Genomic DNA, 19,659 nt, shown 5'->3' with positions numbered 1-19,659 from the left:
TTTGTAGTATTGAGTTTGCCAGCCGGCAAATTTTATTTTCAATGAAAACCCTATAAACATACTGGTTAAATATTTTATACTTATTGAAGGGAGTGTATTAAGTGGAAAAGGATACTGTAATCAGCCATTATATTATAGATTCACAAGAAGATGAAATTAAAAGGATCTCAAATGAATTACACGAAGGAGTAGGGCAGACGCTATATAGTGTATTTACGGGACTGGAGTACCTAGAAGGCAGTATGCAAGAACCGGCAATGAAAAGTTATACTGCAGAAATACGTGAGCAGTTAAGTAAAACGATACAGGAGATTCGGCTGTTATCACTTGAGCTGCATCCTCCGTCATTAGCCTCTTCGGGTATTACAGCCGCACTTAAAAGTTATTTAAAGTTATATACTTCAACCTATGGAATTATTACAGAATTAAAATCTGCTGGAAATGAAAGAAGATTACTTGAAAAACAAAATATTATGTTATACCGTGTTTGTCAAGAAGCACTAGGAAACATAGCTAAATACGCAGATGCAAATCTTGTTCATATGAAAGTAAGCTGGGAAGCTGAGAAGGTAATAATCGAAATAAAAGATTTTGGCAAAGGCTTTGATATTTATACAGGTTTAGCTAAAAGATCAGGGTTAGCAGCTATGTGTGAAAGAATGGAGTTAATTGGGGGTACATGCTTAATCACTTCAGCTATTGGGAATGGAACACTTATTACGCTATCATTACCATACTAGAAAGAGGCAGCTTTTATGGGGAAATGGACAAAGGGGGAAATGAAATGATTAAAATCTTGCTGTGCGATGATCATGCAGTAGTGAGAATGGGGTTAAAAATGCTATTAAATAATCATCCGGAACTCGAGGTAATCGGCGAGGCATCTGAAGGCAATGAAGCGATTGAAAAATCACTGGAGCTTGCACCTGATGTAGTGGTGATGGATTTAAGTATGCCGCACGGAAAAGATGGATTAAGTGCAACAATTGAGCTGAAAAAGAAAAAACCGGAAATTTCAATATTAATTCTAACGATGCATGATGATGAAGAATACTTATTTAAAGCCATTCAGGCGGGGGCATCTGGATGTCTGTTGAAAAGCTCTCCACATGATGAACTGATATCAGCAATCCGCAGTGTTGCTTCAGGTGAAGCCTATTTGCATCCTTCTGCAACGAAACGATTGATGGAAGAGTATTTAAATACAGTAAAAAGCGGAGATACCGATCATTTTGAACTGCTGTCAGAACGGGAAAAGGAAGTTTTAACGTTAATAGCCAAAGGATTCTCTAATAAAGAAATCGCCGAACAGCTTTATATCTCTGTTAAAACGGTTGAAACACATAAAAGTAATGTAATGGAAAAGCTGAAGATGAAAACAAGGCCAGAGCTTGTTCAGTTTGCGTTAAAAAAAGGACTGCTGGGCTATGGGATATAGGAGGATGGCCCAGTAATGGAAAACCAGATGATTCTTCAATTGTTACACGATCTGCTAGTTGATGTGCCATGTGAATTTGCGGCCATTGCGATTCAAATTCCAAAGGGTTCAGATGTTAAATGGAAGCATGCTGCTGGAAATTTGAACGACAAGTATAAAAGAATTACACTGCGTTATGGAAAAGGAATTGCTGGAAGAGTCATTTCAACTGGGACTCCCATTCACCTAGATCGTTTTCCGGATAATATAATTGGCAGAGACTTAGAGTATCCAATTATGCTTGCTGAGAAGCTAATCAGCGCTTACGCAGTTCCGATTCTTTTAAATGGCAGTGCAAAAGGAGTACTGATGGTCGGACGCCGTGTGAAAAAACCGTTCCAGCTTCATGAACAAAAGGCTGTAAGAGATTACACAAACAAGCTCGAAAAGGTGGTATTCAGCCATGATTAGGAGAGGTTCAGATGAAGAATACAAATAACCCTCAACAGCAAGCGTCAAAAAATGATAATAAAGCAGGATTACAGAGCAATCGGAATGCTGCTGTTGATCCATTAAGAGAAGAAGTGTCTTATCATAAAGAGCTAAGTGACATGAAATTTGCTCTAGATGCCTCTTCTATCGTAGCTATAACCGATCGGAAAGGGAAAATTACATATGTTAACGATGAATTTTGCAGAATTTCTAAATATAACAGAAGCGAATTAATAGGTGCCGATCATCGGATTATTAATTCGGGTTATCATCCCAAATCATTTTTTAAACAATTATGGGATACGATTAATCAGGGAGAGGTTTGGAAAGGCGAAATAAAGAATAGATCCAAAGATGGAAACAATTACTGGGTGGATACTACGATTGTTCCTTTCCTAGATGGAGATGAAAAGCCATATCAATTCTTAGCCATCCGCCATGAAATCACAAATCGGAAAAAAGCGGAACAAGAAATCAAGAATATGATGACGCGGATGATTAACTTACAGGAAGATGAGCGCAAAATCATTTCACGCGATCTCCATGACGGAGTAGGACAAAACTTATATAGCCATATGATAACTATTAACCGCCTGCAAGCAGAAGTTAACCATCCACTTCTAGAACAGCTTTACACGGAAACAGCAGAAATAATTGAAGAGCTGAGAGATATTTCAAGAGAGCTGCGGCCATCTGTACTGGATGATTTAGGTTTATTGCCTGCCATCCGTTCTTATTTGCATCGGTTTTCACAATATCATCAAATAGATGTGCAATTTACGAGTAATTTAAATGAACGGCTAAGCACAGATAAAGAATTGACCATTTATAGAATCATTCAGGAAGCATTAACAAATATCCGGAAATATGCAGGGACAAACGAAGCCTTTGTAACCATCCGCGAACATGATCATGAAATCAGAGTAGTAATTGAAGATCATGGTGCTGGGTTTGAATACGAAAAAATTCAGAAGGGTGTCGGGCTTTTTAGTATGGAGGAGAGAGCAAAAGTGGAAGGCGGCTCTCTGGATATCCTTTCTGAAAAAGGTCGCGGGACAAGGGTAGTATTGGTCATGCCCTTATAAAATAAAAAAACAGAAAAACTCTGCCATACAGCTGGCAAGAGTTTTTCTATTTAAAAGTAAACATCTGCTTATTAAGAGTACTGCTGAAAGTTTTATAGCATGTGCATTATTGCTCCAGCAACAGCACCAGTAACAACGACAATCCAAGGAGGGAGCTTCCAATAATTTAACATAAAGAATAAAATGGCAGCTAATGAAAAATCGGCTGCAGAATGAATGGTGCTCGTCCAAATTGGATCATATAATGCAGCAATTAATATGCCGACAACTGCTGCATTCACCCCATATAAGGCTGCTTTCATATTTTTGTTTTTGCTGATCTGCTGCCAAAAAGGCAATGTTCCTGCAATGAGCAGAAAAGCAGGCAAAAAGATAGCAAATGAGGCTAATAATCCTCCCTGCCAGCCATTAATGATCGTTCCAAGGTAAGCTGCGAAGGTAAATAGCGGACCAGGAACAGCCTGTGCGGCACCATAACCAGCAAGGAATGCTTCTTCAGAAAGAAAACCGCTAGGAACAAATTCCATTTCTAAAAGCGGAAGAACAACATGTCCACCCCCAAAAACAAGGGCGCCAGAACGATAAAATCGATCAAATACGGTGATCCATTCTGCAGTGAAAATTTGATTTATGATCGGCAGTAAAAACAATATAGCAAAGAACATGACGAGAGAGATTAAAGCGAATTTCTTAGAAACAGGCACATGAAGACTTGTTTCTTTATGATCCGCCACATTTTTATAAACGAAGAAGCCAATGATTCCCGCTATAATGATAATCAAAATTTGTGTCATTGTAGTTTGCCATAAAACAGCTGTGACCACTGCTATCAGAGTAATCGTTTTTCTTGGGAAATCTGGGGCTAGGTTCTTAGCCATCCCCATTACAGCCTGAGCAACAACAGCTACTGCAACAATCTTCAATCCTTGAATCCAGCCTAAATCAAACTGATTAAAGCTTTGCAATGTTAGAGCAAATAGTATAAGTGCTAAAACAGATGGAAAGGTAAACCCAATAAACGATATAATACCTCCAAGCCAGCCGGCCCGTACCATCCCGATTCCTATGCCTACTTGGCTGCTTGCCGGCCCAGGTATAAATTGACACAATGCCACAAGCTGAGCATAGCTATCCTCATCCATCCACTTTCGTTTAATGACATATTCATCTCTAAAATAGCCAAGGTGCGCAATGGGACCTCCGAATGACGTGAGTCCTAATCGGGTTGACACAAGCAGGATCTCCCATAAGCTTGCCAATTTGTTTTTCAATCATCTCCACTCCTTAAGAATCTTTTATTTCTTTGAATAGTTCAAAAGCTTTCTTTCTTGCTTCCAGTAAAACCTCTTTTCCTTTTTCGGTTGTTCGATAATACTTTCTAATCTTTCCATCCACTTTTTGCTTTTCCTGAAGAAGCAGGCCATCATTTGTCATGGAATGCAGAATGGGATAAATGGTACCGGCACTCATTGAATATCCGTGTTCCTTTAATTCATCTAACATCCATAGACCATAAATGGGCTCTTCATCAGCATGATGCAGAATGTGAATTTGGATAAAGCCTAAAAACAGTTTTCTAAGTACACGATCTTCCAATAAGATCACTTCCTTTCTGTTATCGAAAAGCAATATTGGAAATCGATAATATAAGTATATATTGGACGTTTGCTGAAATCAAACAAATTCATTGCATATAAAGGCATAAAGCGTTTATAAATTTAATGATTGGCTGGGGGTTCTATTTAAGGATAAGAGACAGATAAAAATGAACAACAAAAAAACACCGATCATACTTCAGTGTTTTTATATGTGGTCATATTGAATTGTTCTGAGAAATATTTCTATTCTTTATTTTAATGAACAGGTTTAGCTGTTTTGCACCTTCCTGATTAGTTCATAGGCCTTGTCTCCGGCCATTTCCGCTAAGTTCTCCCAAATCTTATCCCTTAAAAGGTCAAGTTCAATGATTTTTTTAGCGAGTTCGAGTGCATTATGTTCCATTTTTCCTTTCCTCCCTGTTTTAACCATTATTTAACGACCATATGTTTTTTTGAAAGCAGTTCAAGTTCCGTTAATGTTAGATTTTGTAATTGTTCGGTTTCTTTAGAAACACCTGCTTTTACGAGCAGCTGGATTAAATAGTTGCGTTTCTTTTCAACCGCTTTTCGTAAATATTGCATATTCCATCTCCTCATTTCGTATTATTTCTGTCAGTTTATATGATTAAAAGAGAAATTTCACTTAATTTGTAAGATATCCTAACATGTTTTTTATTAATGTTATATTTTATAACATATATAGTGAAATAATCTAACAAACATGTATAATAGTGTTAAAACCTTATCATTTGGGGTGGGCTCGGTATGGAAAATGAAGCATCATATAAAAATAGAAAGGTCATTTCAATCGGAACTGTAAGCGAGTTAACGGGATTAACTGAAAGGCAAATTCGATATTACGAAGAAAGAAAGCTAATTTCTCCAGAAAGATCTGATCGGGGAAATCGCAAATATTCTTTTATGGATGTGGAAAGGCTCATTGAAATTGCAAATAAAAGAGAAGAAGGTGTGAGGACAGACGAAATACTTCAGGAATTAAAGAAAAAGAAGAAGAAGGAAGATACAGCGACGAGAAATAAAATGATACAAGGGCAGTTGAATGCCCGATTTAATCATTCTAATCGACATCCAAAAAAATGACAGCAAGCAGTGGATTTAATTATGTTTGAAGATGAAACTCTCCATATCGGGGGGTCTTTTTTTTACATCAATTTTTCTCACAGTGTAAACGTTCTCTAAAATGAAAATATTGTATGATGTAATAAGGACTTTATTAAAGGGCATATTTGGATTAAGATGAATGAGCATTATGCATGACGCGGAAGGAGGCGGAAGAATGGAACATAAATTTCCTACCAGCTTGGAGGTAATTGATATATGCTTACTGGCGGGTAAAATTATGCTTCAATGCGGAGCTGAAACCTATCGGGTAGAAGATACAATGTCAAGAATCGCTGCAACATTTGGAATTCCCGATTCCCATAGTTACGTGACCCCAACGGGCATTATTTTTTCTGTTGACGGAACAGAACCTGCGAAGCTGATTCGAATTTCTGAACGAACTACTGACTTATATAAAGTAACGTTAGTGAATGGAGTATCGCGGAAGGCCGCCAGCGGGGAATTAACCAGCCAACAGGCATACATACGATTAAAAGAAATAGAAGAGGCTGATTTTACATTCCCTATTTATCAGCAGATTGTGGCGGCTGCTATTGCGAGCGGCTGTTTTATGTTGATGTTTTTAGGACAGTGGAGTGACTTTATACCAGCGGTGATATGCGGAGGGATTGGCTTTACCTCATTTATATACCTGCATCGTGTTGTTCAAATAAAGTTTTTTTCTGAATTTCTTGCTTCATTGATTATTGGACTAGCTGCGTTTTTATTTATAAAAAGTGGATTTGGAGCACAGCTGGACAAAATTATTATTGGCTCTGTAATGCCGCTGGTTCCTGGACTGCTCATAACCAATGCAGTCCGTGACTTAATGGCGGGGCATCTTGTTTCAGGGTTATCAAAGGGAGCAGAAGCTTTTTTAACAGCTTTCGCCATTGGAACGGGAATTGCCGTTATTTTTGCATTTTATTCATAAAGGAGGCGGAGATACATGCTTACACATCTGGTTACTAGCTTTATTGCCTCCGCAGCATTTGGTATTTTATTTAATGCACCAAAGAAATCATTGCTTCAATGCGGTTTTGTCGGAATGGTTGGCTGGATGATTTACATTATACTAGTCGATCGCTATTTTGATGCAGTTGTTTCTTCATTAATAGCTGCTTTTTCCATTGCAGTGCTGAGTCAAATGTTTGCGAGATATTACCGGACGCCCATTATCATTTTTAGTGTGTCAGGAATTATACCGCTTGTCCCGGGAGGGCTTGCTTATGATGCGATGCGGAACTTTGTTGAAAATGATTATAATACGGCTATTCAGCTTGCAGCCAAAGCATTTATGATTTCAGGATCGATAGCAGTAGGCCTGGTTGTTTCAGAAGTTCTTAACCAGCTGATTCGGAAAATACCATTAAGAAAGGTGAAAAGTTAGTAAAAGGCTTGTAACAGCCTGTTGATGGGCATATAATCCAAGTAGCATAAAAATCTCAAGAGAATAGGAGAACAGGATGATCCGTCGTTTTTTTACTTATTATAAACCTCATAAGAAATTATTTATCATTGATTTTTCGAGTGCGGTTATCGTAGCACTCCTTGAACTGGGCTTTCCTCTCGCGGTGCAATGGTTCATCGATGACCTTCTGCCGGATGAGAACTGGGCCATGATTGTTTCTGTTAGTGCGGGATTACTTGCCTTTTATGTAACAAGTACATTTCTCCAATATATCGTTAACTATTGGGGACATATGCTAGGCATTAATATAGAAACGGATATGCGCCAGCAGCTGTTTAATCACGTTCAGCGCCAATCCTTTCGATTTTTTGATAATACAAAGACTGGACATATTATGAGCCGGGTGACAAATGATTTAATGGACATTGGCGAACTTGCTCATCATGGACCAGAAGATTTATTTATTGCCATTATGACTTTCTTTGGTGCTTTTGGAATCATGCTGACCATCAATGTAAAGCTTGCCATTGTTTCAATTATTATCATGCCATTCCTCATTTGGCTAATTGCTTATTGTAATGTTCGGATGAACAAAGCTTGGAAAAAAATGTATGGTGAGATTGCCAATGTAAATGGTCGTGTGGAAGATAGTGTTTCTGGCGTACGGGTTGTCCAATCTTTTACAAACGAAAAATTTGAGATTGCCAGATTTATGAAGGATAACCAGACATTTCGCAAAGCTAAACTAGGAGCTTATAAAATTATGAGCTACAGTTCTTCAGGTATTTATATGATGACTCGCTTAATTACCTTGCTTGTATTAGTATATGGTGCCTGGTTAAGTTTTACAGGTGAACTGACTCATGGAGAGCTTGTCAGCTTTATCCTATATGTAAATGTATTGTTAAAGCCGATTGATAAAATAAGTGCGCTTATGGAACTTTATCCAAAAGGCATGGCTGGATTTAAACGATTTACCGAATTACTTGATACAGAGCCTGAGGTTGAAGATCGGAAGGATGCGATCGAAGTATCAACCCTAAGAGGGGATATCCGTTTTGAGGATGTCAGCTTTAGCTATGATGAACATAAATCTGTCCTTACGGATATTGACCTTTCGATAAGAGCAGGAGAAACCGTTGCGTTTGTTGGACCTTCAGGTGCAGGGAAAACAACGATCTGTTCTTTGATTCCACGTTTTTATGATGTTTCAAACGGCAGTATTAAAATCGATGGAATCGATCTGAGGGACATGACAAAGCAATCTCTTCGCTCACAAATTGGAATTGTGCAGCAGGATGTTTTCTTGTTTACTGGAACAATAAAGGAAAATATCGGTTATGGTAACCTCGATGCATCTGATGAAGAAATTTATGAAGCCGCAAAAAAAGCCCATTTAGAGGACTTTATTGCTTCACTTCCTTTTGGCTATGAGACACAAATTGGTGAGCGTGGCTTAAAACTTTCCGGAGGGCAAAAGCAGCGATTAGCGATTGCACGGATGTTCTTGAAAAATCCACCTATTTTAATATTAGATGAAGCAACTTCTGCTCTGGACACTGAGACAGAGCGAATTATTCAGGCGGCATTAACCGACCTCGCAAAAAATCGAACAACATTGGTAATTGCCCATAGATTGGCAACAATTCGAAATGCAGATCGGATTGTCGTTGTAACAGAGAACGGGATTGCGGAGGAAGGCAGTCATGATGAGCTAATTGAAAAAGGCGGCATATTCGCTAATCTTCACAAAGTTCAATTTCAAAAAGCATAGATTAAAGCAGTGAATCACAAAGATTCACTGTTTTTTTTGTGAGTAGAGTTGATGACTCAGAGAAAAGTTGCACTTTCAAGGGGAAATTAGGACTGCTTCTTATTGTTTTTTTTACGAAAAAGGGTACACATAGTGGTTATTATCCTGTAAAATCATTGATAATTCATGAGTTCCATTACGGTGGAGAAGGAGGACGATAAATGAAAATGAGAGTATCAGCTGTGCAATATCACTTGCATAGTATCAGGTCTTTTGAGGAATTTGCTGCCCAGTGTACACATTATGTGAAAACAGCTCAGGAGTTTGGAGCCGAATTCGTCCTATTTCCTGAATTTTTTACTACACAGCTGCTTTCCATAGGAAGTGAAGCGGGAGGAAGCTTAACGATCAATGAACTTCCAGGCTTTACAGAACAATATAAAAATCTGTTTATAACCCTAGCGGTCAATAACAGCCTTCATATTATTGGAGGTACACATGTTGTATCGCGAAATGGGAAGTTATATAATGTTGCCCATTTATTTTATCCGGATGGAAGAGTAGAAGAACAAGCAAAACTTCATATTACTCCAACCGAGGTAGATGAATGGAATATGTCTGCAGGAGATCATTTTCAAGTATTTGATACGGAGAAAGGCAGAATTGCGATCTTAACTTGTTATGATATTGAATTTCCTGAAATCGTGCGTATGGCTAAAGCGAAAGGTGCAGATGTCATCTTTTGCCCGTCTTGCACCGATGATCGTCATGGATTCCATCGGGTCCGTTATACCTCCCATGCAAGGGCTATTGAGAATCAAGTTTATGTTGTGGTGACAGGGACAATTGGCTCGCTGCCAACCGTGGATTTCATGAGAGCGAACTTTGGTCAGGCAGCCATTATCACTCCGAATGATATACCATTCCCGCCTAAAGGGATTATGGCAGAAGGCGAATTAAATGATGATATGATCATTACAGCCGATCTTGATCTAAACCTTTTATATGAAGTAAGGGAAAGAGGTTCGGTAACAACATGGCGAGATCGGCGGACTGATTTATATACAGACTGGGAAAAAGAGAATATTGATGGATAATACTAGTCACTATTTCAGCGACTTTTATATAAATGCCAATGGAAAAACCGTCTCCGCTGTTATTAGAAACTATAAAGATCAGGATTTTGATGATTTAATTCAAATCCAGGCTGAGTGCTTCCCGCCGCCATTTCCTTCCGATTTATGGTGGAGTGAAGAACAGCTAAAAAGCCATATTCATTATTTTCCAGAAGGTGCCTTATGCATAGAAGTAGATGGCGAGCTTGCTGGTTCTTTAACAGGTTTAATAATTAATTTTGACCCTGACCACCCTTATCATACATGGGAGGAAGTGACGGATCATGGTTATATCAAGACCCATGATTCTAATGGAGATACACTTTACATTGTTGATATTAGTGTGAAGCCGAAGTTCCGTAAATTAGGATTAGGTAAGATGCTAATGGAGGCCATGTATCATGTCGTCATTCAATTAAATCTAAAGCGCCTTCTTGGAGGCGGAAGAATGCCGGGATATCAACAGTTAGCCGAGAAACTAACACCTGATGAATATATAGCTGAAGTCGTCAGGGGGAATTACAAAGATCCCGTCATTTCTTTCTTGCTGCGATGCGGCAGAAAACCGATTGCTGTTTGTGAAAACTATTTAGAGGATAATGAATCATTAAATTATGGCGTGCTAATGGAATGGAAAAACCCATTTAAATAGGAAGAAAAAAAGCTGTCAAAAAAAGTTGGCAGCTTTTCTTTAGTTTCTATGGAAATAGTTCCCGAGAAATTTGTCATTTAGTTGTACTGACAAATTCTATCAGTATAAAAAAATATGTGGAAATTTGCCATTTTATATAATAAAATGTCATTATGTCTAAACTACTATATGACAAACATGTAACATTTTAGTCTCGCAAAGCGGAAACAGAGAAAGAAGGGTTTAGCGTGGGCAAAATAAATGAGGATAGCTTCATTGAAACCGTCCACATGAAAGGTCTGCAAATATCTCTTATTGCATCTGGAGATGGGACAGAGGTTATCTATCATAAATTAGAAGATCAAGCAATGTGGGGAATAGAGCCTCAGGAGGGCTGGGATGCAATGGAATATTTGCATGTGCTTTCCGGGCAGCTAAATATAAAATATTCAAATGAAGAAAGAACTATTAAAGAAGGAGATTCTTTTTTTAAAATTCCTGTAGAACATCATTATATTTTCCAAGCTATAGGCGTGACGGAATTCCTATATGTAAGTTCTCAGCCTATTTTTCACTATTATAGCAAAGCTACCAAACAATTAATGGAACTTTCAATCTCAATAGAAGAAAAAGATGGATATACGGTTGACCATTGTCAAAGGATTAATAAGCTTTCTATGATTGTTGGAGAAGCTATGGATTTAAATACAAAGCAGTTAAAAGGTTTAAATATTGCTTCTTTTCTTCATGATGTAGGTAAATTAAGAGTTCCATTAGAAGTATTACAGAAGCCTGGTAAGTTAAACCATGAAGAATGGGAATTAATGAAACAACATTCAAGACATGGCAGAGAAATACTAGAAGAGCTTGGGCTTACTTTCTTAAAAGAAGCTGGAAAGATTGTTGAGCAGCATCATGAAAGGTTTGATGGGAAAGGCTATCCTAACGGTTTATCAGGTGAGGATATACTTATTGAAGCTGCTATTATTTCAGTTGTGGATTCTTTTGATGCTATGACAACTAATAGAGTCTATCAAAAAGCACGATCAAAGGAAGAAGCATTTAATGAGATTTTGAGATGTAAGGGAACTATGTATCACCCAAAGGTGGTAGATATTTTTCTTGCATTAAAAAATAAAATTATAGAAATATAGGGGGGAAAATTAATGAAAAAAATTACTGTCATGTTTACAGCATTTTTGCTAGCGGCTGTAATCAGTGTAAGTTCAGCAGAAGCGGCTTATTTACCAGAGCATGATCAATATGTTGAGGTTACTTTTGAACAAGCTAGATTTATTGCTGATCTAGTCGGTTTAAAAGATGTTGAACTAGGTGAAGAGACAGCAAGAATCTCATTTGAAGTACAAGAAGCTATTATTGCAAAAATTGAAAAACTTCTAAATACAGAAATTGATCATTTTTACATTTGGCTAACTGTAAATGGAGAGCCTGTAATAGGAATTGATCCACCATTTGCATTATATTAAAAAAAAGAGGCTGGGACATAAGTATTTAACACACCTATTGAACCGAATGATAAGAAAGGTCATCTTTCTAATCATTCGGTTTTTTATTTATAATTATAAAATATATTTATTTTATTTACATGAGTGAAATGGAGCGGAGGGCCCTCGACTCCTGAGGGCTGCAGAGCAAAGGGTGAGACCCCGCAGGAACGAAGTGACGAGGAGGCTCAGCTTGCTCCCCGCGGAAAGCGAGGGTCCGCAGCGCAATGGAACGGTCTTGATTAAATACCGAAACCAAGATATTGAATATTCGTGTTTTAGAAATATTAATTTCGTTTTGTCCCAGCCTCTTTTCATTAAGTTCAACTTCCTTCCGCCAAATCCTTCACATACCCATCAGCATATTCGCGATACTCATGAAACTTTCCATCCTGATCAATATAATAAATCGCAATATTACTAACTGTTTGTTCATCCTGTTCAAAACTGATATAGATAATGTACTCAAGTTCCCCTGATTTAAGTGCATCCACGTCAATGGCATCGAGGTCATGAGTAAATACATAGTTTTCATTATTTTTAAAATCATAGCGCCATAATAGATTGTTATCCATCGCGCCCCTTAGAACATCATCGGGTTCACCAAAAGTGCTGATTATTTCATCTTTCGAATGTGCAGGGTTGCTCATTTCCTTTAACGTCTTAATATCTGGATGAAAACTCAATGATATGTTTGATGTTGATGTTTTCGATAACACCTTCGTCTCTGCTGCATACACATTATTTGATTGAACATGTGCCTCGGATAATTGTAATGGTGAGAAGAACAGGCTTCCGGAAAGAATGCAAATAGATAATATCGTTTTCTTCATTTTAAAAATGTCCCTCCAATAGTTCAGTTACTTATTAGACGGATAGAGATGGAAAAAAGTTTCACTTTTATTACAAAAACATTACAAAGATTTCAGTTTGATATATTCCAGGATTTATTGACTTAGTTTCAAGGGTTAAATACTTATGCGTAAATGCTAAATAGTAAAGAAAAATAAAAATGCCTCGACGAAAACGCCGAGACATTCATAGAAGGAAATAAAATTACGATTATTGGCATTCAGCCATCCATTGCAGTAGTTGGGGATGGGTTAATGGTAAAAGAGTAAATGGTAAATGGTCATTGGTTAGCCATTTGCATTTATTCAATTGTACTTATATGCACACCAGGTTTTCCTTCTACGCCTTGAAGAGGAGTCTCACCCCTCCAAGGTTAAAAATATTGATCACCATTAAAATCCAGTAGAATGCTGTAATTCTTTGCATTAATTGCATTCGAAAGACGATTAGCCTGTCTTTCGGTTTCTAAAGCTTTTAATCGATATTCTTCAGGTTCGAAAGTTGCTACTCTAAGCATGGCTGAAGAATCTCCAACTGCATAAAGAAATTCTTCTTTATGAACCGATCCATATACTTTATATTTTCTCGCTTGAGCTCTAAGTTGAGCTGCTAGTTCAATCGCTTCTACGATTGTATAATGATTGCCATCGAATTCAATTTCGTTTATGCTATTAGCCTTATACATTAATACATCAAGCAGGCGGAAATCCTTGCGAATGGCTGCAAGATCGCTTTCTACTTGTGCTAATGTACGGGATTGCTTAGGCGGTTGAGTTCCTTTTTCTATTTCAACAAAAGCAGTTCGATCCATTTCTTCTTCTAATTCATGAATTCTTTTAGATAAGACACTTTTTAATTTTACAGCTTCAGCAAGCGATATATTTGGCATACAAAAGCTCCTTTATTGAATGAATTACAAATAAAGTACCATTTTTGTTAATGATTAAACAAGTATTAGAAGAAAAAATAGGAAATTAATAGGATGAAAACTCGTAATCTGTCGTATTTAGTAATATATTTGTAATATTATTATTACACGGTTGTCAAAAAATGATGTTATAATCCCATTTGTATAGAATTAGTACTGGTTAAATTGTCATAAAATATAAAATAGTGTCTGATATTTACATATAGAGATAATCGTTACATACATAGTGAAAGCAGGGGAATATGTTGAAGAAAAAGCTAGTTGTCTTAAATACTACTATTATGCTCGGATTAGGTTCATTAGCACTACCTGCAGTACAAGCAGAAACAGTTGATAGCATCCAAAAACAACGTTCTACACTGCAATCCAATCTTTCAGCAGCTGAAAAAGAGCTTGCAGCTGTCCTTACAGAGCTTGCTAAGTTAGATGATCAAGTTAAAAGAGTAGATCAGGCTGTAGCTGATAATAATGAAATGATAATAAAGACAGAAGCGGACATAAAAGCAGCACAAGAGCAAGTTAAAAAACTTGAATCTGAAATCGCAGTAATACAAGAGCGAATTGATAAACGTAATGAGATATTAAAAGAAAGAGCTCTTGCATTTCAAGAAAGCGGCGGAAGCAATGTAGGTTACATTGAAGTATTATTAGGTTCTACAAGTTTCGGTGATTTCATTGATCGTATTGGTGCTGTAAGCAAAATTGTAGAAGCAGATCAGAGCATAATTGCTGAGCATGATGCTGATAAACAGGAAATCGCTGATAAAAAAGTAACTGTGGATGAAAAACTGGCAGATCTAAATAGCATGAAAGCTGAACTTGAAGGTATGCGTGCGCAATTAGAGGAGCAGAGTCAACAAAATGATGAGCTGAAAAAGCAGCTTGATCAAAAGAAAAAATCTGCAGAAGCTAAAAAAGCAGAATTAAATACAGAAGATCAAAAACTTGCTGCAATGCAAAGACAAATTGAAGAAAGCATTACACGTTCTGCTGCTGCTTCTTCTTCTAACTCAGCTGTCAGCAGCAATGTATCGTATTCAGGCGGGACTTCTTCTGCTAAGCCAAGCGGCGATATTAGTACGGTTATTAATGCTGGATACAAATATATTGGCAACTCAGTTTATGTATTTGGCGGCGGCAGAAATGCATATGACATCGCAAATGGCCGTTTTGACTGTTCAGGATTTGTTTCTTGGGCTTTTGCTCAAGCAGGAATTAGTGTAGGGGCAAGTACAGATTCACTAAAGAACACAGGTACTCGTGTACCAACTAGTCAAATGCAGCCTGGGGACCTTGTATTCTTTAATACTTATAAAACGGACGGACATGTAGGTATTTATCTTGGCGGCGGCAAGTTCATTGGTTCTCAGAGCAGTACTGGCGTAGCGATTGCTAACATGAATAGTGGATATTGGGCAGACACATTCAATGGCCGTGTTATGCGCGTACGTTAATAGAATTAAAACCTGACTTCTTCAAAGTAGTCGGGTTTTTCTATTATATAGATACCCGCTCTTATTGATTCTAATCCGTTTCAATATAAAAAGATGAGACAAGATCCTTAGTTGAAAAATTAAGGATCTTTTTTTGTTCAAATCTATCATTAGCTATATTTGGCATCATGTTATGACATAAGGATGACAACTACTTAATCCTGCATTCCTGTGTATACTGGGCAGTATCTTTGCTTCTGCTGGCTGAACTAAAATTCATATCTAAAAATATATTACTTTGTGATTATATTAGAAGATGTTCTAATTAATGAGTGTTGTTTAATTAACGAAATAACTAACGTTTAAGATATTTTCTAAAAATCTCTTTCCATTTGCAGGATATTATAATATAATCAATCTGTATTAACTGTATTATGTAACGTAGTACACTACATACAGTTGGGAGGGTGCTTATGTTTGAGCTTGATGTGAGAAGCCGTAAACCGATATATGAACAATTAGTTGAGCGGCTGAAGGAGCTAATTATTTCAGAGATACTTAAAACCGACGAGCAGCTTCCTTCCGTTCGCACGCTTGCTCAGCAATTAACCATCAATCCGAACACCATCCAAAAAGCTTATCGAGAGCTCGAAACACAAGGCTATATTTATTCCATAAAAGGGAGAGGCAGCTTTGTCAGCCCTCCAAGTTTACATATTCAATCAGAGAAACTTGAAAAGGTAAAAAGTGAATTAAATAAACTGATGTCTGAGGCTCTTTTTTTAGGTATGAATGCTGAGGACTTAATAAAAATGGTTAATAATATCGAAATCGCGTCCAAAGGGGGGCTCGAAGATGATCAAAATCAGTAATGTGCGTAAGGAATTCCAAGAAATTGAAGCAATTGAAAATGTAAGTATTCATGTAAACAAAGGATCGATCTACGGGCTTCTCGGTTCAAATGGGGCAGGGAAAACGACCCTCTTAAAAATGATTGCAGGCATTTATGAACAAAGTGAAGGAAGTATTCTCATAGACGGACGAGAAGTTTATGAGAATCCGTCTTTAAAGCAGGAAATTATTATCATACAGGATACACCTTTTTTTATTCCGCAGTATACCTTGAAACAAATGGGAAAGGTGTATAGCAGTTTTTATCCAAACTGGTCCGAGGAAAGATTCAAACAGCTCGCCGCAGACTTTAACTTAGACGTTACGAAGAAAATTCATAAATTTTCAAAAGGAATTCAGAGGCAGGCAGCATTTATTTTAGCATTATCTGCGCAGCCAAGTGTCCTAATTTTAGATGAGCCTATGGATGGATTAGACCCAGTTATGAGGAAAAAAGTAAAAAGCCTTATTTTCGATGATGTTGCAGACAGAGAAATGAGCGTATTAATCTCTTCTCATAATCTAAAGGAAGTTGAGGACATTTGTGATCATGTTGGTATATTGCATAAAGGGAAAATGATTTTAGAAAGAGATTTAGATGACTTAAAATCAGATACTCACAAAATCCAGCTTGCTTTTAAAGGGGAAATTCCGAAGCAATTAATCTCATCTTTAGACATTGTTCATCAAGAAAAGCGCGGCAGCATTTTCATCTGTATTGTTAAAGGGTTGGAAGAAGAACTCCTGACAAAAATACAGGGATACCATCCAGTTATATTTGATATATTGCCACTAACACTGGAAGAGATCTTTCTTTATGAAATGGAGGATGCAGGCTATGCCGTACAAAACATCCTTGATTAATAGAGAATTGCAAAAAATGATTTTTAGAAGTGTAGGGTGGATTTCAATTTTGCAGTTTGCTGGATTATTCTTTGCACTGCCATTACAGCTAATGGCGTTTACAGAGGAAGAGCGTCAATACATTTTTATCGACAATTTATTTTCTTTTCAGCAGGGTGTGCAAATCGTTTTTACAATGGGAATTCCTGTGCTTATGGCAATCTTTTTATTCCGTTTCCTGCATGTCCGGCAGTATAGTGATTATGTGCACAGTTTACCTATTACGAGAAAAGCTTTGTTCCACCAATATACAATAACAGGTATTTTATATTTAATATTACCATTAGTTTTTATAACATTGATTCTTTTAGCGATGTATGAGCCTTTTCAATTAGAAGAATTATTCTCGTTGAATGATGTTGGCAGTTGGATTTTAATCATGCTGCTGTTTCATATATTATTCTTTTTAATGGGAGTATTTATTGGAACCATCTCCGGTATCTCGGCTGTTCAAGGGGCGCTCACATATATCGGGTTATTATTGCCTCTAGGCATGCTGATGTTAATCACCATCAATCTTTCCTATTTTCTTACTGGTTTCTCAGCAGATTACATACTGGATACCAAGCTGGAAAGGTTTTCGCCGCTTGTGCTATTTGCACAGATAAGTTATATAGAGGTGGATTCATTAGAATTAATCTTATATAGCATAGCAGCTGTTTGCTTATATATATTAGCTCTTTTCTCTTATGTTAAAAGGCCAATTGAAGCTGTTTCACATGCACTTGTTTACCCATTTTTAAAGCCGGTGTTTAAATATGGAGTAACCTTTTGCATGATGCTATTAGGCGGTTTGTATTGTGGAGAAATACAGCAAAAGACTTCTTGGATCGTAGCGGGATATGTAATTGGAGCAATCATCGGATATGTAATTGCTGAGATGGTGCTTCAGAAATCTTGGCGAATAACATTTCAGGTAAAAGGACTTCTCATATTTGCTATTGTAATGGTGGGGGCTGCGGTTTTATTTAAACTTGATTTAACACAATTTGAAAAAAGAATTCCTTCCTATGATGAAATACAAGGTGTCCACTTAAGTGAAAGTTATTACTATTACCAAGATTCTCTAGAAAATGAAATGCCAGTCTTCCTCAAGGAAGCTGATAATATTGAAGCAGTTCGTGACCTGCATGCAAGTATTATCAAAAATAGAGATTACACTGGACTGGGGCATGACCCAACAGTCTATATGACATATCTGCTGAAAAATGGAGAAAAAGTTGTACGAAGTTATCAAGTTGATCTTAACCTATACGAAACCTACTTTAAGAAAATTGAAGAATCGCAGGAGTATAAAACGAATACAAATTCAATTTTTCAAGCAGATCCAGAGAACATCAGTGAATTAATAATTGATGCAAATGGGACTCTTCCTAAAAGAACTTCCATTACTGATAACAACAAAATTCAGGAAGCGATCCGAGCTTTGAAAGAAGATATTCAATCTGCTAGCTATGAAAATATGATATCCAGCAAAGAGCCAATTGCTTACATTGAATTGCGCATAAAAAATAGTGACAATTCTATTTATATGGAATGGAAGACATATGATCAGCATTTCAAGAACTGGCTTCAAGATCAAGATTTACTGGAACAATCACGTATTACAGCTGAAGATATTCAATATGCTTACATTTTGAAGAAAGAAATGATACCTGAAGATTTATGGCTTGGCTACACCTATTCAGATGTTTTTAAAGAAATGAATAAGCATGAAAATGTACTTAAATTGACAAATAAGCAGGATATTGACTTTCTCTTAAATAACGCTTCATATTCACCACAAAATGAATATATCATTTGTTATGTATACGCTAAGGGTGAATATGATGTTAAGGAGCTGGCAGGCAAGGATGCACCAGCAAGCATTGTAAGACACTTTGAAGATAATTAAATTGATTGGTAGAGGGGAGGCAGCAGAAATGTCAAAACATCTTGAAATGAGAGAGATTTGTGATCTGCATCAAAAGCGTCTGTTTCAAATTGCCTACGGTGTTACAAGAGACTATTATTTAGCACAAGATGTTGTACAGGAAGCACTGATTAAAGCCTATAAACATTTGGATTCTGTTGCCGACCCTGCAAAGCTAGGTGCTTGGCTTGCTTCGATCACGACTCGAACAGCAATTGACTTTTTGCGGAAAGAAAAGAAAACTAGAGAAAAAGTTGACGGATATACTGAATTGGAAAAGGTATATGCAGTTATGGCGCAGAATGTTGAAAAAGAGGCTGAAGCAAACGAGCTGCAAGCAAAAATATATCAGTATCTTAATTCACTTTCTCCAGAACACAAGCAATTGTTTCTTTTAAAAATGAAAGATGGTCTAAAAGAAAGAGAAATAGCAGAAATCTTAGAAATGAATCCAAATACGGTGAAAACAAGACTGTATCGAATGCGGAAACAATTAAAAGAGCTGCTTGCCGAACAGGATACAGCATCTTAAATTGTAAAGAAAATTATTTAGAAACGCAGGATCATCTCATATACAGATGATTCCTGCGTTTTTTGCTATAAATAAAATT

At 37.1% G+C, this 19,659-nt stretch carries 23 protein-coding genes; 17 read left to right on the top strand and 6 right to left on the bottom strand.

The features are described from left to right. Positions 1-101 precede the first annotated feature (101 nt). From F7732_RS05075 to F7732_RS05060, 4 genes are read left to right on the top strand one after another with little or no spacing between them, the layout of a single operon-like run. Entirely contained in the window at positions 102-740 is a 639-nt protein-coding gene (locus tag F7732_RS05075; RefSeq protein ID WP_151572737.1) for a sensor histidine kinase, read from the top strand. 44 nt (positions 741-784) lie between these two features. Next, a complete protein-coding gene (locus F7732_RS05070) occupies positions 785-1,438 on the top strand; it encodes a response regulator (protein WP_151572735.1) in 654 nt (217 codons plus the stop codon). Between the two features lie 15 nt (positions 1,439-1,453). Then, positions 1,454-1,888 (top strand): GAF domain-containing protein, encoded by a 435-nt coding sequence (locus F7732_RS05065; RefSeq protein ID WP_151572733.1) that lies wholly within the window; start codon positions 1,454-1,456, stop codon positions 1,886-1,888. 11 nt (positions 1,889-1,899) lie between these two features. Then, complete coding sequence (locus F7732_RS05060; protein WP_151572731.1) at positions 1,900-2,994, top strand: PAS domain-containing sensor histidine kinase; 1,095 nt, start codon at positions 1,900-1,902, stop codon at positions 2,992-2,994. Positions 2,995-3,086: 92 nt separating this feature from the next. On the opposite strand, the gene chrA is transcribed toward F7732_RS05060, so the two are convergent. The 4 genes from chrA to fbpA all read right to left on the bottom strand — a co-directional run bounded on the left by chrA (position 3,087) and on the right by fbpA (position 5,174). Further along, complete coding sequence (gene chrA / locus F7732_RS05055; RefSeq protein WP_151572729.1) at positions 3,087-4,265, bottom strand: chromate efflux transporter; 1,179 nt, start codon at positions 4,263-4,265, stop codon at positions 3,087-3,089. Between the two features lie 13 nt (positions 4,266-4,278). After that, a complete protein-coding gene (locus tag F7732_RS05050) occupies positions 4,279-4,590 on the bottom strand; it encodes a PadR family transcriptional regulator (protein ID WP_151572727.1) in 312 nt (103 codons plus the stop codon). A gap of 270 nt (positions 4,591-4,860) precedes the next feature. Then, positions 4,861-4,995 carry a hypothetical protein gene (locus F7732_RS23210; protein ID WP_275670914.1) on the bottom strand — a complete coding sequence of 45 codons (135 nt, stop codon included), beginning with the start codon at positions 4,993-4,995 and terminating at the stop codon, positions 4,861-4,863. A 26-nt stretch (positions 4,996-5,021) separates the two neighbouring features. Next, entirely contained in the window at positions 5,022-5,174 is a 153-nt protein-coding gene (gene fbpA, locus F7732_RS05045; protein ID WP_151572725.1) for a Fur-regulated basic protein FbpA, read from the bottom strand. Between the two features lie 183 nt (positions 5,175-5,357). Here fbpA and F7732_RS05040 point away from each other — a divergent pair, with 183 nt between their 5' ends. The 8 genes from F7732_RS05040 to F7732_RS05005 all read left to right on the top strand — a co-directional run bounded on the left by F7732_RS05040 (position 5,358) and on the right by F7732_RS05005 (position 12,111). Next, complete coding sequence (locus tag F7732_RS05040; protein ID WP_151572723.1) at positions 5,358-5,693, top strand: MerR family transcriptional regulator; 336 nt, start codon at positions 5,358-5,360, stop codon at positions 5,691-5,693. A 196-nt stretch (positions 5,694-5,889) separates the two neighbouring features. After that, positions 5,890-6,648, top strand: a complete 759-nt coding sequence (locus tag F7732_RS05035) for a threonine/serine exporter family protein (RefSeq protein ID WP_151572721.1) — start codon at positions 5,890-5,892, stop codon at positions 6,646-6,648. Between the two features lie 15 nt (positions 6,649-6,663). Continuing rightward, positions 6,664-7,104: a threonine/serine exporter family protein gene (locus F7732_RS05030; protein WP_151572719.1), complete on the top strand. Its 441-nt coding sequence runs from the start codon at positions 6,664-6,666 to the stop codon at positions 7,102-7,104. A 76-nt stretch (positions 7,105-7,180) separates the two neighbouring features. Further along, positions 7,181-8,899 (top strand): ABC transporter ATP-binding protein, encoded by a 1,719-nt coding sequence (locus tag F7732_RS05025; protein ID WP_151572717.1) that lies wholly within the window; start codon positions 7,181-7,183, stop codon positions 8,897-8,899. A 200-nt stretch (positions 8,900-9,099) separates the two neighbouring features. Continuing rightward, positions 9,100-9,975 carry a carbon-nitrogen hydrolase family protein gene (locus F7732_RS05020; protein ID WP_151572715.1) on the top strand — a complete coding sequence of 292 codons (876 nt, stop codon included), beginning with the start codon at positions 9,100-9,102 and terminating at the stop codon, positions 9,973-9,975. Next, positions 9,968-10,645, top strand: coding sequence for a GNAT family N-acetyltransferase (locus F7732_RS05015; protein ID WP_151572713.1), 678 nt, complete (start codon positions 9,968-9,970; stop codon positions 10,643-10,645). The genes F7732_RS05020 and F7732_RS05015 overlap by 8 nt, the downstream gene beginning before the upstream one ends. A gap of 227 nt (positions 10,646-10,872) precedes the next feature. Continuing rightward, complete coding sequence (locus F7732_RS05010) at positions 10,873-11,778, top strand: HD domain-containing phosphohydrolase (RefSeq protein WP_151572711.1); 906 nt, start codon at positions 10,873-10,875, stop codon at positions 11,776-11,778. Positions 11,779-11,790: 12 nt separating this feature from the next. Next, positions 11,791-12,111 (top strand): 8-amino-7-oxononanoate synthase, encoded by a 321-nt coding sequence (locus F7732_RS05005; RefSeq protein WP_151572708.1) that lies wholly within the window; start codon positions 11,791-11,793, stop codon positions 12,109-12,111. 341 nt (positions 12,112-12,452) lie between these two features. Here F7732_RS05005 and F7732_RS05000 read toward each other — a convergent pair whose 3' ends face one another. Both F7732_RS05000 and F7732_RS04995 read right to left on the bottom strand, forming a co-directional pair. Further along, complete coding sequence (locus F7732_RS05000; RefSeq protein WP_151572706.1) at positions 12,453-12,962, bottom strand: hypothetical protein; 510 nt, start codon at positions 12,960-12,962, stop codon at positions 12,453-12,455. Positions 12,963-13,354: 392 nt separating this feature from the next. Continuing rightward, positions 13,355-13,870 carry a hypothetical protein gene (locus F7732_RS04995; RefSeq protein ID WP_151572704.1) on the bottom strand — a complete coding sequence of 172 codons (516 nt, stop codon included), beginning with the start codon at positions 13,868-13,870 and terminating at the stop codon, positions 13,355-13,357. Between the two features lie 281 nt (positions 13,871-14,151). Here F7732_RS04995 and F7732_RS04990 point away from each other — a divergent pair, with 281 nt between their 5' ends. The 5 genes from F7732_RS04990 to F7732_RS04970 all read left to right on the top strand — a co-directional run bounded on the left by F7732_RS04990 (position 14,152) and on the right by F7732_RS04970 (position 19,580). Then, complete coding sequence (locus tag F7732_RS04990; RefSeq protein WP_151572702.1) at positions 14,152-15,363, top strand: C40 family peptidase; 1,212 nt, start codon at positions 14,152-14,154, stop codon at positions 15,361-15,363. Between the two features lie 452 nt (positions 15,364-15,815). Then, positions 15,816-16,214 carry a GntR family transcriptional regulator gene (locus F7732_RS04985; protein ID WP_151572700.1) on the top strand — a complete coding sequence of 133 codons (399 nt, stop codon included), beginning with the start codon at positions 15,816-15,818 and terminating at the stop codon, positions 16,212-16,214. Next, positions 16,198-17,097 (top strand): ABC transporter ATP-binding protein, encoded by a 900-nt coding sequence (locus tag F7732_RS04980; RefSeq protein ID WP_151572698.1) that lies wholly within the window; start codon positions 16,198-16,200, stop codon positions 17,095-17,097. Before F7732_RS04985 ends, F7732_RS04980 begins: the two co-directional genes overlap by 17 nt. After that, the gene (locus F7732_RS04975; RefSeq protein ID WP_151572696.1) at positions 17,072-19,030 is read left to right on the top strand and encodes a DUF6449 domain-containing protein; all 1,959 of its coding nucleotides are present in this window, start codon (positions 17,072-17,074) and stop codon (positions 19,028-19,030) included. Before F7732_RS04980 ends, F7732_RS04975 begins: the two co-directional genes overlap by 26 nt. Before the next feature lie 28 nt (positions 19,031-19,058). Next, complete coding sequence (locus tag F7732_RS04970) at positions 19,059-19,580, top strand: RNA polymerase sigma factor (RefSeq protein WP_151572694.1); 522 nt, start codon at positions 19,059-19,061, stop codon at positions 19,578-19,580. Positions 19,581-19,659: the final 79 nt, after the last annotated feature.

It is taken from the genome of Bacillus mesophilum (assembly GCF_008923265.1).
Lineage (GTDB): Bacteria > Bacillota > Bacilli > Bacillales > Cytobacillaceae > Cytobacillus > Cytobacillus mesophilum.
Note: the sequence above shows the minus strand (reverse complement) of the source record. Positions and strands in the feature narration are given on the sequence as shown.